This is a genomic window from Nonomuraea sp. B19D2, from assembly GCF_040137845.1.
Taxonomy (GTDB): Bacteria; Actinomycetota; Actinomycetes; order Streptosporangiales; family Streptosporangiaceae; genus Nonomuraea.
On the sequence record NZ_JBEFAK010000048.1, the window covers coordinates 1 to 13,808 of the forward strand.

Below are 13,808 nucleotides of genomic sequence, written 5' to 3' on the forward strand. Positions count from 1 at the left end.
TGCGCGGCTCGGACAGACGGGCCAGCAGCGGCGCCTTGGTGCCCGCCCCGTACTTGGCCAGCGTCTTCATCCGCCGCACCGGCACCTTGTCCACCCGCACCCGCCCCAGCCGGAACGCCGCGATGTCGTCCACTCGCTTGAGCGCCTTGACCATCTCGGTGCCCGATTGCCGCTTGGGCGCCTGCCGCAGCCGCTCCAGCACTGTCACCCCCGGCAGCAGCACCCGATGCCGGCGCAGCCACGCCACCGACTGATCGAACAACGCCGTCGGCCCCTCCGCATGCGTCCACGCCCGGCCATGCAAGAACGTCAAGAACCGCTTCGACAGCACCCGGCCCTCCCACGACTCCCGATCGTCGAAGTCGTGAAAGCCGTAGACATCGCGGATCATCCACGCGTGGTCATAGGCCGTCTGCGCCCGCACCGCGTACTTCTTCACCTGCGACGGGTCGCCGATTCCCAACTGCTCAGCCAGGTAGTCCACCACCGGCCACGGCACCGCCAGCGGATCGCTCAGGAACAGGCCCTTGTACCGGACCGTCCCAATCTGAACCGCTACCCCCAACCGGTGCGAGTCCTGGCGCGACTTGGCGATCACGTCCCGATCGAACGCGTCCAGGAAGAAGAACTTCTCCAGATCAGACAGCGACGGCAACTCCTCGAACGCCGTATACGCCCGGACCTGGTCATCAGACAAAAACCCACAGGCACAGGCGACAACCGTAGACACGCCACCTATCACCCAGTAACCACCAGAAAGACGCCAGACGTCCAGCTCCTTACCAGAAATGATCACCGCAAGGTCCGCGAGAGAAGCAAGATCGTTCTCATCGATAACGACTGTTCCCCGGTTCCTCAACCCCGGGCTTGTAGGCATCCAGCAGCGTGGTCCGGTGCGTAGCGGCGACCAGCAGCTCCTCCAGGCCAGCCGCGCGGGCGTAGCGGCGCACGGCGTCGTAGTCGAGATTCAGATCCCGGCTGATGTCCCTGAGCGAACGGCCCTGAGCCACCAGCTCCTGAACCTCGGCATATCGCCTGGTCGTCCGAGCCACCAGGGCTCGCTCGCGGCCGTGAACGTCCAGATAGCCGTCCGGCGGCTCGGGCGGGACCGCGCGCTCGCCGCCATTGCCGGGCAGCTCGGCATACGCCTGCTTGACGCAGCCGTGGTGCGCACCGACCGTCTTCTCCACGGCCTCGGTCAAGTTGTTCCACACGTGCCAGCGATCAACAACTTGCAGGGCTTGAGGCGCTCCGGTGCGGGCGGCCTCGGCGTAGGCACGGGCGCGATCCCGGGTGACGATCTCCACCTCAGGATGAGCGGCCAGCCATGCGGCCACCGGACCCGCCTCCCGTCCCTACAGCACCTCCACCGGACGCCGGGCCTCCAAGTCGACCACGATCGTGGCGTAGATGTCGCCCTTGCGCAGGGCGAAGTCATCCACCGCAACGGCCCGCACCCTCCCGACGGGCGGCTCTGGATGCGATCGGACCAACCACAGCAGGGTGTCCTTGGCGACCGGCATCCCGAGCCGGCACGCCAGCCGGGCGCCTGCGCGGGCGGCCATGCTCACCGCCACCGACGTCAGCATCTCCCGTAGCAGCGGCGTGAAGCGGGCGTGCGGGCTAGAAGGTCACCGCTTACATGGTCGCGCACTACTTCAAAGCGAAGGGGTAATGGCCCCGGCATCCGCGCGTCACCGTGAAATCTCACCCAAGCCGTACACGCGACTTTGATCCAGGGCGGCAATCCGCTCGCAGTCACGGATGCTGCCCGCCGGAAGTGGCGGGCAGCGCAACACCTGCAACCGGATGCTTCACTGCGAAGCTGTCCCGCTGCCGCCATTCGAGCTGCTGTTTGTCCCTCGACGGATTCGTTGCCCGCTACCTGCGCCTGCGGGAACTGCAGCGGGAGATCCAGGAAGGGCTCAACGTAATGGAGTCCTCCAACGGCGCAGGCAGCGTCATCTTCTACGGCAAGGGCGGCGACATCGCCACCAACCGGCGCGAGGAACTGGAGATGACTGTATTGTGCCTGCGGATCCTCCAGGCGGCGCTCGTGTACATCAACACGCTGATGCTGCAAGATGTTCTCGCCGATCCCGTCATGGCGAAGCTGCTCAAGCCTGCCGACCGGCGTGGGCTGACTCCCCTGTTCTGGCAGCACGTCCAGCCCTACGGCGAGGTACGGCTCGACGTAGCCAAACGCCTGCCTCTCGGCGAGAATACTGGTCCAGTCCAGACAGGTGCCCAGGCGTAGATCACGCCTTGGGCTGGTCGCCCGATGGGCGCGGACCCGGCAGGCGGTCGAGCAGCACCGGCGCCTCCGTCCCGCGGAGGGTTGACGCACGATAAGCCCGCATTCGAGCGCCCCGCATGACGTTTCGCTACATGGTGCCCTGGGGTTGGCGAGGTATGTGTTTGCCATGCATGCGAGCCTGTCCGGACGCGCAACGGCCGCCGTCGCGGCTTCCTTTCCACCCCTGAAGCTTCTCCATCCCCTGCGTATCGGGCGTCAGGAGTGCAGGACGCCGGCGCGGGCGGCGGCGAGGGCAGCATCCGCCGCACGTTCAGCGTCGCGTTCGGTGACCGGTTCGTGGGTGATGAACAGCCGGTAGTAGATGGGCGCGACGGCCGTTCTGATCACGTCTGCCACGTCAGTGTCCGCAGGGAGCTCGCCCCGCGCGACCGCCCGCCGTACCACTTCGGCTGCCTGTTCGTGGCGGGCGGCGAAGAAGGCGTGCAGCGCCTGCGCAGGCCCGGTGCTCTGTACGGCGGCCGACACGAATGAGGCGGAGATCGGCCCCGCGACCGGATCGGCGAACCCGCTTCGCACCAGCCCGGCGATCTCCCGCAGGTCCTCGCGGAGTGAGCCGGTGTCGGGCAGCGGCCACGGCTCCTCCCTGGCCAGTTCGAGCGCGTCGGCGATCAGGCCCTCCGCGCTGCCCCATCGCCGGTACACGGTGGTTTTGTGCACGCCCGAGCGGATCGCCACGTTCTCCACCGTCAACCCGTTGTAGCCGTGTTCGGCCAGCTCGGCGAGGGTCGCCTGTCGTACGGCGTCGCGCACGCGGGCGCTGCGACCGCCGGGACGTCTATCCAAAGTCTACTCCAGTTGCGTTAATAGGGATTCTCATGCTAGCTTAAAGCTACAGTAGTTGCGATTGGAGTTCCTCTGACTACACAGCTTTCCCTCCGGGGAGTCTCGAAGTCCTACGGCGAGCACCGCGTCCTTGACCAGCTCACCTTCAGCATCCGGCCCGGCGAGCGCGCCGGGATCGTCGGCGAGAATGGTTCCGGCAAGTCCACGCTGCTCAGGATCATCGCCGGGGTGGACCAGCCAGACGACGGCGAGGTGACGGTGGCGGCCGCCGGCGGCGTCGGCTACCTGGGCCAGACCCTCAACCTGCCCGGCGACCACACCGTCCAGCAGGCCGTCGACGCCGCGCTGGCCGAGCTGCGCGCACTCGAGCGCGACATGCAGCGCGCCGCCGAGGAGCAGGACCTGACCCTGTACGGCGAGCTGCTCACCGCCTTCGAGGCCCGTGACGGATACGAGGCCGACGCCCGCGTCGACAAGGCCATGCACGGGCTCGGCCTGGCCCAGATCGAGCGCTCACGCGAGTTGTCGACCCTGTCAGGCGGCGAGCAGGCCCGGCTCGGCCTGGCCTGCGTGCTGGCCGCCTCACCAGAGATCCTGCTGCTCGACGAGCCCACCAACCACCTGGATGAGGCGGCGCTCGCCTGGCTGGAGGACCGGCTGCGCGCCCACAAGGGCACGGTGGTGGCAATCTCACATGACCGGACCTTCCTGGACCGGGTGGCCACGACGATCCTTGAGGTCGAGGGCGGCACGATCACCAGGTTCGGCGGCGGCTACACCGGATTCCTGACCGACAAGGCGGCCGCCCGGCAGCGCTGGGAGCAGGCCTACGCCGCCTGGCGGGAGGAGGTTGAGCAGGTCAAGGAGTTCGCCGCGACCACGGCGCGCCGCGTCGCGCGGGGCCGCGAGATGAAGGACAACAACAAGATGGCCTACGACCGCAACGCCGGCCGCGTGCAAAGCTCGGTCGCCTCGCGGGTACGGCAAGCCACAGAACGCCTGCGCCGCCTAGAAGCCGACCCGGTACCGCGACCGCCCAAGCCTATGTGTTTCCGCGGCAGGTTCGCGGGCGCCGGCACGCACGTCGACCACGTCGACCACGGCGGGCTGCGGATCGAACCGGGCGACCGGTTGCTGATCACCGGGCCGAACGGCGCGGGCAAGTCGACACTGCTGGCGGCCATCGCGGCCCAGGCCGGCCGGCAGGCGGGGTACCTCGCGCAGGAAGTCACCTTCGACCCCGAAAGGACGGTCATGGAGACCTACGGCGGCGACCCAGAAGCCCTGCTCGCGACGGGCCTGTTCCACCGCGAGGCGCTGCACCTCAAAGTCGGCGCACTGTCCGAGGGCCAGCGGCGGCGACTGGCGCTGGCCGAAGTGCTGGCGGGCGAACACGACCTGCTGCTGTTGGACGAACCCACCAACCACCTCTCGCTCACCCTTGTCGAGGATCTCGAGCAGGCGCTCGGCGACTACCAGGGCACGCTCGTGGTGGTCACGCACGACCGGGCGCTACGGCGTCGCTTCACCGGTAAGGAGATCGCTCTTTCATGTTGATCGACGGTTCACCGTACGGCATCACCTGCGGCCCCGACGGCGCGCTCTGGTTCACCCTCGTCCATCAGGGCCGCATCGGCCGGGTCGTGCCGGGTGCGGAACCCACGCTGTTCCCTCTCGATCCGGCCGACGGTCAGCCCACGGTCATCACCCCGGGACCGAACGGCGCGCTGTGGTTCACCGAGTTCGCCGGCGGCCGGATCAGGCGGATCACCGTGGACGGCGTTGTCACCACGTTCGAGGTGGCCTCGCCGTACGGCATCGCCGCCGGCCCCGACGGGGCCATGTGGTTCACCCAACTGCAGGACGACCGGATCGGACGCATCACCCCAGACGGGCAGGTGTCGTCGTACCCGCTGCCCGGCACCGGCGCGATGCCCTCCGCGATCACCGCAGGGCCGGACGGCGCGCTGTGGTTCACGCTCAACCAGGGCAATGCGATCGGCCGTATCACGATCGGCGGCGAGGTGTCGACGTACCCGCTGCCCACACCGGGCGCGGCACCGGTCGGCATCTGCGCGGGACCGGACGATGCGCTGTGGTTCGTGGAGATCGGCGCGGGCCAGGCCGGCCGGATCGACGCCTCGGGCGCGATCACCGAGTTTCCGCTGCCCGACCGCGCCGCCCGGCCGCACGCCATCGTGGCAGGGCCGGACGGCGCGCTCTGGCTTACCGAGTGGGGTGCCGGCAGGCTGGCCCGTGTCACGATCGACGGGAAGATCGAGGAGTTCCCGCTGGAGGGCGCGGAACCCCACGGCCTCGCCGTCGGTCCGGACGGGGCGATCTGGGTGGCGATGGAGTCCGGCGCCCTGACGCGTCACAGCGTGTAGACGAGCGTGAGCACCTGGAACTCGAACTCCATCGCCTGGCCGGAGATCCCGGCCAGGTCCCCGGTCCCGGAATTGGGGATGATGCTCCCGTAGCTGGACTGATCGGGGCCGTCGGCCAGGCCGCCGTGCTGGATGACGAAGGTGCCGTGCCGACCGTCCAGCGCGCCCTCGATCCGTTCGGAGGCCACGTAGCCCCCGCCCGCCGTTCCCTGCGCGGTGAGCACCTCGGCGACGCCTGTCCCGTCGATCGCGCCCTGGTAGCGCTTGTGGATCGTGACCCGGGTCAGCTTCGGGCCCTCAGCGGGCTCCTCATACACCGACTCGTCGAACTTCACGATCTCGAATCCAGCCTTGAGGGTGCGTTCTGTCATGTGGCCGAGGTTAGCCGCTCCTGACCTTGCGGTTCGCAGCGGCCCAGGACACCTTCGGTGCGGTGATTCAGGCAGAGTCTTGCACTCCTGGGCGAGCTCGGCTGGGCGGCAGGGCCTCCAGCAGGTCATCAGGTCTAGGTCTAGGTCGTTGACCGTGTCTCGCAGGAAGGGCTGCTTGGCCAGGGCCACGGCGAGGGAGCCAGCGAAGGGTTTGATGCAGGGCATCTGCTCGGCCAGCATCGCAGCAATCTGCTTGGCGAGCTTGGTCTTGCCGCCATAGCAGGTGATCGGGGTAGCACCGTGCTCTTCCTACGCTGAGTCCGGCTTGTGAGGGTCCAGATGGCGGTAGATCGTGGCGCGGCTGACGCCGAGCCGTTCGGCGATCTGGGCGACGGTGTAGCGGCGCTTGCCGTCGGCGCCCGTGATGTCATACAGGGTTCGGGCCATCTCGACGCCGTGAGTGTCCAGGGCCGGTGGGCGGCCACCGACGCGGCCGCGGGCGCGAGCCGAAGCCAGGCCTTTCCAGGGTGCCTTCGACGATGAGCTCGCGAAGGAATTCATCGAAGGCGCCGAACATGTGGAACTGCAGGCGCCCGGATGGGGTGGAGGTGTCGATGCCCTGCTTGAGCACCAGGAGGTCGACCTCGCGCTCGCGGAGCTGCGCCGCCAAGTCCAGTAGGTGGCGCAGGGATCGTGCGGCGCGCGACAGCCGGGTGATGACGAAGACATCTCCCGGGCGCAGGTAGTCCAGGGCCTCGTCGAGCTCGGGGCGTCGCTGGCAGAAACGGGCCGCGAGTAGCTCCACCGCAGCGACTTTCTGGATAGACGTTTCTGGACGGTGTCGCGCCTGCCGTGCATCTCAGCCGCCTGAAGACGGCTACGGCGCGGCCCTGGCTGTTCTAGGCGCCACAGGTGGATCATGCGGTCCTGGACGCCAACGGTGGCCACGGTGCGCCCGTCGGGGATGAAGGCGAATGGTGTGATCGGAGCCCGGAGGGCAGCAGGAGCGGCTTGTTCACCATGAGGCCGTGCGCTTGGTCATCTCCTGGAGCATGAACAGGCTCGACTCGCGCGCCTTGTCCTCCCACGCGAAGACGCAGGCGGTCATGATGCCGTCGAAGCGGAGGCGGCCGAGGGTGCCGAAGAACTCGTCCCAGTCGACCTCGCCTTGGCCGATGTTCAGGTGCTGGTGGACGCGGGCGGTCGAGCCGGGCGGGTTGACGATGTAGCGCAGGCCCGAGGAGGCGCGGTGGTCGAAGGAGTCGGCGACGTGCAGGTGGGTGAGCAGGTCGCCGGCGTACTCCATGATCTCGGTCAGGTTGCCGCCCTGGTGGAAGGTGTGCGGGGCACAGTAGAGGAACGACACGAGCGGGGAGTTGATGCCGCGCACCATGTCGACGGCGGTCTTGCCGTCCTCGACGAAGTCGTCGGGGTGGGGCTCCAGGCGCAGCTGCACTCCTTCGCGTTCGAAGACGGGCAGCAGTTCCTCCATCGACTTCCAGAACATCGCCTCGCTGCGGGACGCCTGTTCGGGTCGGCCGTTGAACTCGGAGTTCATGACGGTGCAGCCGAGTTCGACGGTGATCTCGATGGCCCGTTTCCAGTAGCGCACGGCCGCCTGGCGTTCCTCCTCGTCGGGGCCGGACCAGCGGTACAGCGGCAACACCGAGGCGAGCTTCACATCCGCCGCCGCCAGAGCCGATTTGAAGGCGGCGACGGTGTCCCGGTCGGCCCTGGGGTGGAGGAAGAAGGGCAGGAAGTCCTCGCGCGGCGACAGCTCGATGTACTCGTAGCCCAGCTCCGCGACGAGGGCGGGCAGTTTCAGGAGCGGCGTCCGGCGCAGCATGTACGGGTCGAGAGCGATCTTCATGGTTCGGTGTCCTCTCAGGTGTAAGGGCCGGGCCGCTCGACCGGGCCGGCGGGGACGGGTTCACCTGTCTCCGGTGAGGCGACGGCGGTGGCCGTAGCTGTCCCGCTCATGGACGCAAGCCGCAGCCGTTGAAGTACGTGCGGGTGCGGGTGGCGATGGGCAGCGGCATGTCGGGCGGGCAAGGGTAGAGGTCCTGCTCGACGATCGCGAACAGGTCGACGTCCAGCCGGCCGAGCTCGGCCAGCAGCGGCTCCATGGCGGGGATGCCGGTGGGCGGCTCGATCATGGCGCCGCGCCGGACGGCCTCGGCGAAGCACAGATTCTCCGCGCGGACCTGCCGGACGATCTCGGGGTCCACCTGCTTGAGGTGCACGTAGCCGATCCGCTCGGGGAACGCCCAGATGATCTCGATGTTGTCGCCGCCGCAGTAGGAGATGTGGCCGGTGTCGAGGCAGAGCGAGACGACCTCGGGGTCGGTGTCCTCCAGGAAACGCAGCACGCGTTCCTGGGTGCCGACGTGGCTGTCGGCGTGGGGGTGGAAGACCAGCTCCACACCGGACTCGTCGCGGAGCACGCGGGCCAGCTCCGACATTCCCGACGTGAGGTCCTTCCACTGCTCGGGGGTCAGGTCCGCCGGCTGGGTGAGGTTGCCGTCGAGGTCGGTGTATCCCTCGGGCAGCGAGACCAGGTACTTCGCGCCGAGCGCGGTCAGCAGCCTGGCCTCCGCGCGGCACTCCTCGATGGCCTCCTTGAGTGCCTCTCTGCCGCGGTGCAGCCCGGAGAACACCGCGCCGCCGGACAGCTGCAGCCCGCGCCGGCCGAGCTCGTCCCGCAGCTGCTCGGGATCAGTGGGCAGATAGCCGTACGGGCCGAGCTCGATCCATTCGTAACCGGCGGCGGCCACCTCGTCGAGAAAGCGGTCCCAGGGAACCTGGTTCGGGTCGTCGGGGAACCATACGCCCCAGGAGTCGGGGGCCGTGCCGAGCCGGATCCGGGACAATGTCATTGCCTGTCTCCCATCAGTGGTCAGAGTTTCGCGGTGGCGGCGGTGCACTCCTCGATGGAGCTCTGCTCGCGCATGGCGACTAGAGCGCGCCAGTCGATACGAGTAGAGTGCGGCACTGGTCCTACCTCTCCATGGAAGTGGCCACGGGGCTGGTGGATCAGGAGACGACCGAGAGGTTCTCTACGGTGACATGCCGAAGACGGCCCTTGACGACTTCCCCAGGTTGGCTCCGTTGCGACCATGAAACCTTCGCAAAGAGCTGCATGTCAATAGGATGTCTTAACAAACTTTGTCCTGACATAGCAGCGTGTAAACGTCTGGCCGATCGACCTTCATCCACGGACCGGCCTGCACAATTGGCTTGAAAGTCAACTGCATCCGCGGCGCCGCGGCAGCCCGAACAAGGCCAACATCGACGCACCCGACTCCGGCAAGCGCACACACCACCGGCACCTGGGACCACTTCTCCCCCGACGCCCATTGCGACCGTCGCGCACAGCGAGCGCCGGAGCTCTCGCGATGCTCCATGCATCCACCCCGCCATCCGTGCCGGCACACTCGTCTATCGCGCTCTAGTCACCGCTACTATGAGCTGAGTCATACGGAACATCAACAGCCTGCGACGGGCTAAGCACATCAGACGAAGGGTTGATGTTGGAGGAAGGCGCCGAAACGGCATCGCCCACGACCAGGGTCTCGACGCGCGCCAAGCGCCCCACCATGGCGGATGTCGCGGCACGGGCAGGCGTGTCCCGGGCACTGGTCTCGATCGTGTTCCGCAACGAGCCAGGGGCGAGCAGGGAGACGCGCGAGCGGATCCTCCGCGCCGCCGACGAGCTCGGCTACCGTCCGGACAACGCGGCGCGGCTGCTCGCGCGCAGCCGCAGCATGGTCCTCGGCGTGATGATCAACATTCGCAACGCCTTCCATGCCGACCTCGTCGAGGCGATCTACGCCGAGGCCGAACGGCTCGGCTACGAGGTCCTGCTCAGCGCGCTCGGCCCCACTCGGGACGAGCGCAAGGTCGTCGAAGCCCTGCTGGGCCACCGCTGCGAGGCGTTGATCCTCCTCGGCCCGAACGCCGAGACCGCATACCTCGCCGAGCTGGGCGCGCACACCCCCACCGTGGTCGTGGGGCGCCGCGCGCCGGCAAGCGGTGTCGACACCGTCCACACCGCCGAGAACAAGGGCATGCGACAGGGCGTGGACCACCTGGTGGGCCTCGGCCACCGCGCCATCGTCCACATCGACGGCGGCGACGAGCCCGGCTCCGCCGAACGGCGCCAGGCCTACTGCGCCGCCATGCGCGACCACGCACTGCAGGACGAGATCCGCGTCCTTCCCGGAGACCACACCGAGGAATCCGGCAAGACCGCCGGCGAGACCCTGCTGCACGACGATCGGCTGCCGACCGCCGTGCTGGCCGGAAACGACCGGTGCGCCATGGGGCTCATGAACGCGCTCAGCCGCGCGGGGGTCAGCATCCCTAAGGACATCTCAGTAATCGGATACGACGACAGCCACATTGCGCACCTGTCCCATATCAACCTCACCACCGTGCGCCAGGACGCGGAACAGATGGCCACGCTCGCGGTGCGCTCGGCGGTGGAGCGCCTGGATGACCACCGGCTCCCCTCTCGCGAGCTCATCCTCGACGCGCGCCTCGTCGTCCGAGGCACCACCGCGCCACCGCGCCACCGCGACCGCTCATGATTGTCGGTCCCGGCCGGACCGACTCGCCCAGGGGTTCTTCGATGAGGAGCCATCTCATGCGATTCGTACTGGTCGAGACGCCCGTGCCGATTTTGACGAGGAACGAACGCGGATCTTTCGCTTGATTTCCTGTGCACCTCCGATCAGAGGCGACCAGGATTGATCCGGACTTCGGGATGGGTGAAGCTTTCCAGAGGCGGACCCGCTCAGCACAGGTGACCGCGGCTGGGCCATGCGATGTCGTCAACGGCGAGAAACGGCTCGCCGGCCACGGTCGCGGGGGTTGCCCCGGTGAACGCCATGACGTCCCGATGCAGGTGGGACTGGTCGGCGTAGCCGGCGTCGGCCGCGACTCGGGCCGCGCCTTCACCTGCGACCAGGCGGTGGGCGGCATGGTCGAAGCGGACCAGCTTCACGGCGCGCTTGGGCGGCAGGCCGAGCTGCGACCGGAACCGGGACCACAGGCGCTTACGGCTCCATCCGACCTCGGCCGCGAGTCCGTCGACCCGGGCCAGGCCGCGGCTGCCGACGATCCGGTGCCAGGCCCAGGCCACCTCCGGGTCCACCGGCGGCCCCGCCTCATGCCGGCGGGCGAGCAGCGCGTCCAACCACGTGAAGCGATCCTGCCACGACGAGACATCGCCCAGTTGCTCGCGGATCCGTGATGCCTCCCGGCCCCACAGGTCGTCGAGGGCCACCACGGCGCCGTCGAGGTCGGCGGGGGAAGCGCCCAGAACCGCGCGTGCGATCAACGGGGACAGGCGCACCTGCACGCACTCGACGTTCTCACCCCGCGCCCAGACCGCGCCCCCGGACCCGACCCCGGGCCCGGCGACGACGCTTCCCCGCTGCTGCCGCCCGGCGGCATCGTCCACGACGGGCGAACCGGTGCCGAAGTCCACAAGCAGCGTCACGGCCGGGTGCGGCACCATCCGGAGCGCGTCCAGGTCACGGACACGGAACCCGGCCATGGTGACACCGGCCACCCGGCTGGGCCGCTGCGGGCATGCGACGTCCCACACAGCCGCACCGTGCATGAACGTCCGCACCGTCCCATGCTAGCGAGCCGACGGAGGGAACATTCGTCCAATCCACCGGCGGCGACACCAGGACGGCCCCGCACTCCTGCTCATCCACGGGTCCGCCTCTCGACCCGCTCGTGGGACCCGCTGGTTCCGCTGCTGACCGGATCTCACCGCGTCATCCGGATCGACCTGCTCGGGCACGGCCGGTCGGCCAAACCGGCCGACCGCGGCTACGCGACCCCGGACCAGGCACGCCGGGTCGGCGCGGCACTGGACCGGCTCGGCGTCGAACATGCCATAGTCGTCGGCCATTCCAGCGGCGGCGCGGTCGCCACCGCCCTCGCCGAACAACGACTCGACCTGGTGACCGCGCTTGCGCTCATCAACACCGGAACCAGCCCGGACGCCGATGTCCGCTTCAGTCTCGACCACCGCCTATGCACGCAGGACCGCACTAGACTTTCAGGCCGGACTGCAGGTGGGCGAGCGCATTGTCCACTTCGGCGGGGGCGTCCATGGTGTCGTCGCGTGCCCACTGGATCCACACCATGGCGACGACGCCGAAGGCCGCGCCGATGATGTTCCGGAGTTCGGGGTCGTCGGGCGCGCGGCCGGTTCTGTCGGCCAGGATCCGGGAGATCTCGCCGATGATCCGGGGTGATTTGCGGAGATTGGCGGCGATCAGGTCTGGCACGGTCGCCGCGAACACCTCGCGGTCCCGGCCCGCGTTGATCTGTTCGTCCGACAGCGACGTGAACGCGGTGGCGAAAGCGGCACGCAGCGCGCCGAGCGGGTCGAGCTCCGGGGGCTGGATGGCCAGCGCTTCGACGATCGGCGGGAAGCTGTCGAGCGTGACCAGGTCCTCCTTGGTGGGGAAGTAGCGGAAGAACGTACTCGGCGCGATCTCGGCGGCCTCGGCGATCTGCTCGGTCGTGGTCGCATGGTAGCCCTGCTCGCGGAAGAGGCGGAACGCCTCCCGCAAGATCGTCTCTCTGGTCTTGGCCTTCTTGCGTTCCCGCAGACCACTGTTCGCCATGTGGCCCATTCTGCCAGCTTGCCTAACATGAGAGTGCACTATTAAATGACATAGACTCTCAATTAGGAGGAAGCTATGACTCCCATCACGCTGCCCACTCGCCGAGCTCCCGGCTGCCCGTTCGACCCGCCGCCCGAGCTGGCCAAGCTCCCGCCTCTGGTACGGCTGGCCTTTCCCGACGGGCACGTGGGCTGGCTGGTGACCGGTCACGCCGCGGCCCAGACCGTGCTGGCCGACCCCCGGTTCAGCGCCCGCGCAGAGCTCAAGCACAGCGTCGTTCAGGTGGTCCGGCCAGGTGGAACCGGGCAGGCGCCACCCGGCTGGTTCCCGCACATGGACCCCCCTCAGCACACCCGCTACCGGCGGCTGCTGACCGGTACGTTCACTGTGCGCCGGATGAAGCAGTTGGCGGAGCGGATCCAGACGATCACCGCCGAGCGTCTCGACGAGATGGCCGCGGCAGGCCCGCCCGCCGACCTGGTACAGGCGTTCGCGCTGCCGATTCCCTCATTGGTGATCTGCGAGCTGCTGGGCGTCCCCTACGATGATCACCCCTTGTTCCAGGAGCTGACCAGCAAGGTCATCGCCCTTGACAGCGACATCGAGACGGCGCGCGCCGCCGGGCAGGAACTCCAGGAGTACCTTGGTGGCCGGGTACGGCTGGCGCGCGAGGAGAAGAACGAGAGCCTGCTCGCCGCCCTGGCACAGAACGCAGACCTGACCGACGAAGAGCTCACCTACATCTCCCAAGTGCTGCTGGTCGCCGGGCACGAAACCACGGCCAACATGCTCGCTCTGGGCACCTTCGCCCTGCTGCAGCACCCCTCGCAACTGGCCGCGCTCCGGGCTGATCCGACCATGATCGAGACGGCGGTCGAGGAGCTGTTGCGGTACCTGAGCATTCTCCACATCGGCGCCCCGAACAGGGTCGCGCTTGAAGAGGTGGAGCTGGAGGGTGAGCGCATCGCCCCAGGCGAGATGATGGTGCTGTCCCTGCCCGCGATCAACCGTGATCCTGCCCGGTTCGAGGTCGCCGACGAGCTACGGCTGGATCGCCAGGATGCCCGGCGGCACCTGGCGTTCGGCCACGGCGTGCATCAATGCCTGGGGCAGCAACTCGCGCGGATCGAAATGCGCGTCGGCTATCCGGCCCTGTTCGATCGGTTCCCGACGCTCCGGCTGGCCGTGCCCGCCGGGCAGATCCAGCTGCGCAACTCTCCCGTCTACGGCGTGACCAGCCTCCCTGTCGCCTGGGACCCGGCCGATGTCCAGTGACCGCAGGTGGTCGGCGCAGCGTGTC

16 protein-coding genes and 2 pseudogenes are annotated in these 13,808 nt (G+C 68.3%); 6 read left to right on the forward strand and 12 right to left on the reverse strand.

Annotation, left to right across the window (positions count from 1 at the left end; genetic code table 11):
• From ABN273_RS48415 to ABN273_RS48425, 3 genes are all read right to left on the reverse strand, one after another.
• Nucleotides 1-859 (reverse strand): DUF4158 domain-containing protein (locus tag ABN273_RS48415; RefSeq protein ID WP_349456397.1); only part of this gene is annotated, 859 nt, incomplete at its 3' end.
• On the reverse strand, nucleotides 828-1,337 hold the full coding sequence (locus ABN273_RS48420) for a transposase (protein WP_349456398.1): 510 nt from the start codon (nucleotides 1,335-1,337) through the stop codon (nucleotides 828-830). The genes ABN273_RS48415 and ABN273_RS48420, both read right to left, overlap by 32 nt.
• Nucleotides 1,338-1,355: 18 nt before the next feature.
• On the reverse strand, nucleotides 1,356-1,589 hold the full coding sequence (locus tag ABN273_RS48425; RefSeq protein WP_349456399.1) for a hypothetical protein: 234 nt from the start codon (nucleotides 1,587-1,589) through the stop codon (nucleotides 1,356-1,358).
• A gap of 266 nt (nucleotides 1,590-1,855) precedes the next feature.
• Here ABN273_RS48425 and ABN273_RS48430 point away from each other — a divergent pair, with 266 nt between their 5' ends.
• The gene (locus ABN273_RS48430) at nucleotides 1,856-2,257 is read left to right on the forward strand and encodes a Tn3 family transposase (RefSeq protein WP_349456400.1); all 402 of its coding nucleotides are present in this window, start codon (nucleotides 1,856-1,858) and stop codon (nucleotides 2,255-2,257) included.
• Between the two features lie 255 nt (nucleotides 2,258-2,512).
• On the opposite strand, the gene ABN273_RS48435 is transcribed toward ABN273_RS48430, so the two are convergent.
• The gene (locus tag ABN273_RS48435) at nucleotides 2,513-3,100 is read right to left on the reverse strand and encodes a TetR/AcrR family transcriptional regulator (RefSeq protein WP_349456401.1); all 588 of its coding nucleotides are present in this window, start codon (nucleotides 3,098-3,100) and stop codon (nucleotides 2,513-2,515) included.
• A gap of 72 nt (nucleotides 3,101-3,172) precedes the next feature.
• Here ABN273_RS48435 and abc-f point away from each other — a divergent pair, with 72 nt between their 5' ends.
• Complete coding sequence (gene abc-f, locus ABN273_RS48440; RefSeq protein WP_349456468.1) at nucleotides 3,173-4,657, forward strand: ribosomal protection-like ABC-F family protein; 1,485 nt, start codon at nucleotides 3,173-3,175, stop codon at nucleotides 4,655-4,657.
• On the forward strand, nucleotides 4,651-5,487 hold the full coding sequence (locus ABN273_RS48445; protein WP_349456402.1) for a Vgb family protein: 837 nt from the start codon (nucleotides 4,651-4,653) through the stop codon (nucleotides 5,485-5,487). The genes abc-f and ABN273_RS48445 overlap by 7 nt, the downstream gene beginning before the upstream one ends.
• Here the strand turns inward: ABN273_RS48445 and ABN273_RS48450 are convergent.
• From ABN273_RS48450 to ABN273_RS48470, 6 genes and pseudogenes are all read right to left on the reverse strand, one after another.
• Complete coding sequence (locus tag ABN273_RS48450; RefSeq protein ID WP_349456403.1) at nucleotides 5,475-5,858, reverse strand: DUF3224 domain-containing protein; 384 nt, start codon at nucleotides 5,856-5,858, stop codon at nucleotides 5,475-5,477. The two genes, ABN273_RS48445 and ABN273_RS48450, sit on opposite strands and share 13 nt — an antisense overlap.
• Before the next feature lie 75 nt (nucleotides 5,859-5,933).
• Nucleotides 5,934-6,146 (reverse strand): annotated as a pseudogene (locus ABN273_RS59940) (DNA adenine methylase); the annotation flags it as partial.
• 21 nt (nucleotides 6,147-6,167) lie between these two features.
• Nucleotides 6,168-6,305, reverse strand: a complete 138-nt coding sequence (locus ABN273_RS48455; protein ID WP_349456404.1) for a helix-turn-helix domain-containing protein — start codon at nucleotides 6,303-6,305, stop codon at nucleotides 6,168-6,170.
• Entirely contained in the window at nucleotides 6,286-6,663 is a 378-nt protein-coding gene (locus tag ABN273_RS48460; protein ID WP_349456405.1) for a recombinase family protein, read from the reverse strand. Before ABN273_RS48460 ends, ABN273_RS48455 begins: the two co-directional genes overlap by 20 nt.
• Nucleotides 6,664-6,873: 210 nt before the next feature.
• On the reverse strand, nucleotides 6,874-7,728 hold the full coding sequence (locus ABN273_RS48465) for a sugar phosphate isomerase/epimerase family protein (protein WP_349456406.1): 855 nt from the start codon (nucleotides 7,726-7,728) through the stop codon (nucleotides 6,874-6,876).
• A 106-nt stretch (nucleotides 7,729-7,834) separates the two neighbouring features.
• Nucleotides 7,835-8,734, reverse strand: a complete 900-nt coding sequence (locus tag ABN273_RS48470) for a TIM barrel protein (protein ID WP_349456407.1) — start codon at nucleotides 8,732-8,734, stop codon at nucleotides 7,835-7,837.
• 651 nt (nucleotides 8,735-9,385) lie between these two features.
• On the opposite strand from ABN273_RS48470, the gene ABN273_RS48475 reads away from it, so the two are divergent.
• Nucleotides 9,386-10,447 (forward strand): LacI family DNA-binding transcriptional regulator, encoded by a 1,062-nt coding sequence (locus ABN273_RS48475; RefSeq protein WP_349456408.1) that lies wholly within the window; start codon nucleotides 9,386-9,388, stop codon nucleotides 10,445-10,447.
• Nucleotides 10,448-10,653: 206 nt separating this feature from the next.
• Here ABN273_RS48475 and ABN273_RS48480 read toward each other — a convergent pair whose 3' ends face one another.
• Nucleotides 10,654-11,496 carry a helix-turn-helix domain-containing protein gene (locus ABN273_RS48480; protein WP_349456409.1) on the reverse strand — a complete coding sequence of 281 codons (843 nt, stop codon included), beginning with the start codon at nucleotides 11,494-11,496 and terminating at the stop codon, nucleotides 10,654-10,656.
• A gap of 6 nt (nucleotides 11,497-11,502) precedes the next feature.
• On the opposite strand from ABN273_RS48480, the pseudogene ABN273_RS48485 reads away from it, so the two are divergent.
• Nucleotides 11,503-11,979: pseudogene (locus ABN273_RS48485) on the forward strand (alpha/beta fold hydrolase); the annotation flags it as partial.
• On the opposite strand, the gene ABN273_RS48490 reads toward ABN273_RS48485, so the two are convergent.
• Entirely contained in the window at nucleotides 11,927-12,508 is a 582-nt protein-coding gene (locus tag ABN273_RS48490; RefSeq protein ID WP_349456410.1) for a TetR family transcriptional regulator, read from the reverse strand. The pseudogene ABN273_RS48485 and the gene ABN273_RS48490 overlap by 53 nt on opposite strands.
• 75 nt (nucleotides 12,509-12,583) lie before the next feature.
• Here ABN273_RS48490 and ABN273_RS48495 point away from each other — a divergent pair, with 75 nt between their 5' ends.
• Entirely contained in the window at nucleotides 12,584-13,783 is a 1,200-nt protein-coding gene (locus ABN273_RS48495; RefSeq protein ID WP_349456411.1) for a cytochrome P450, read from the forward strand.
• Nucleotides 13,784-13,808 lie beyond the last annotated feature (25 nt).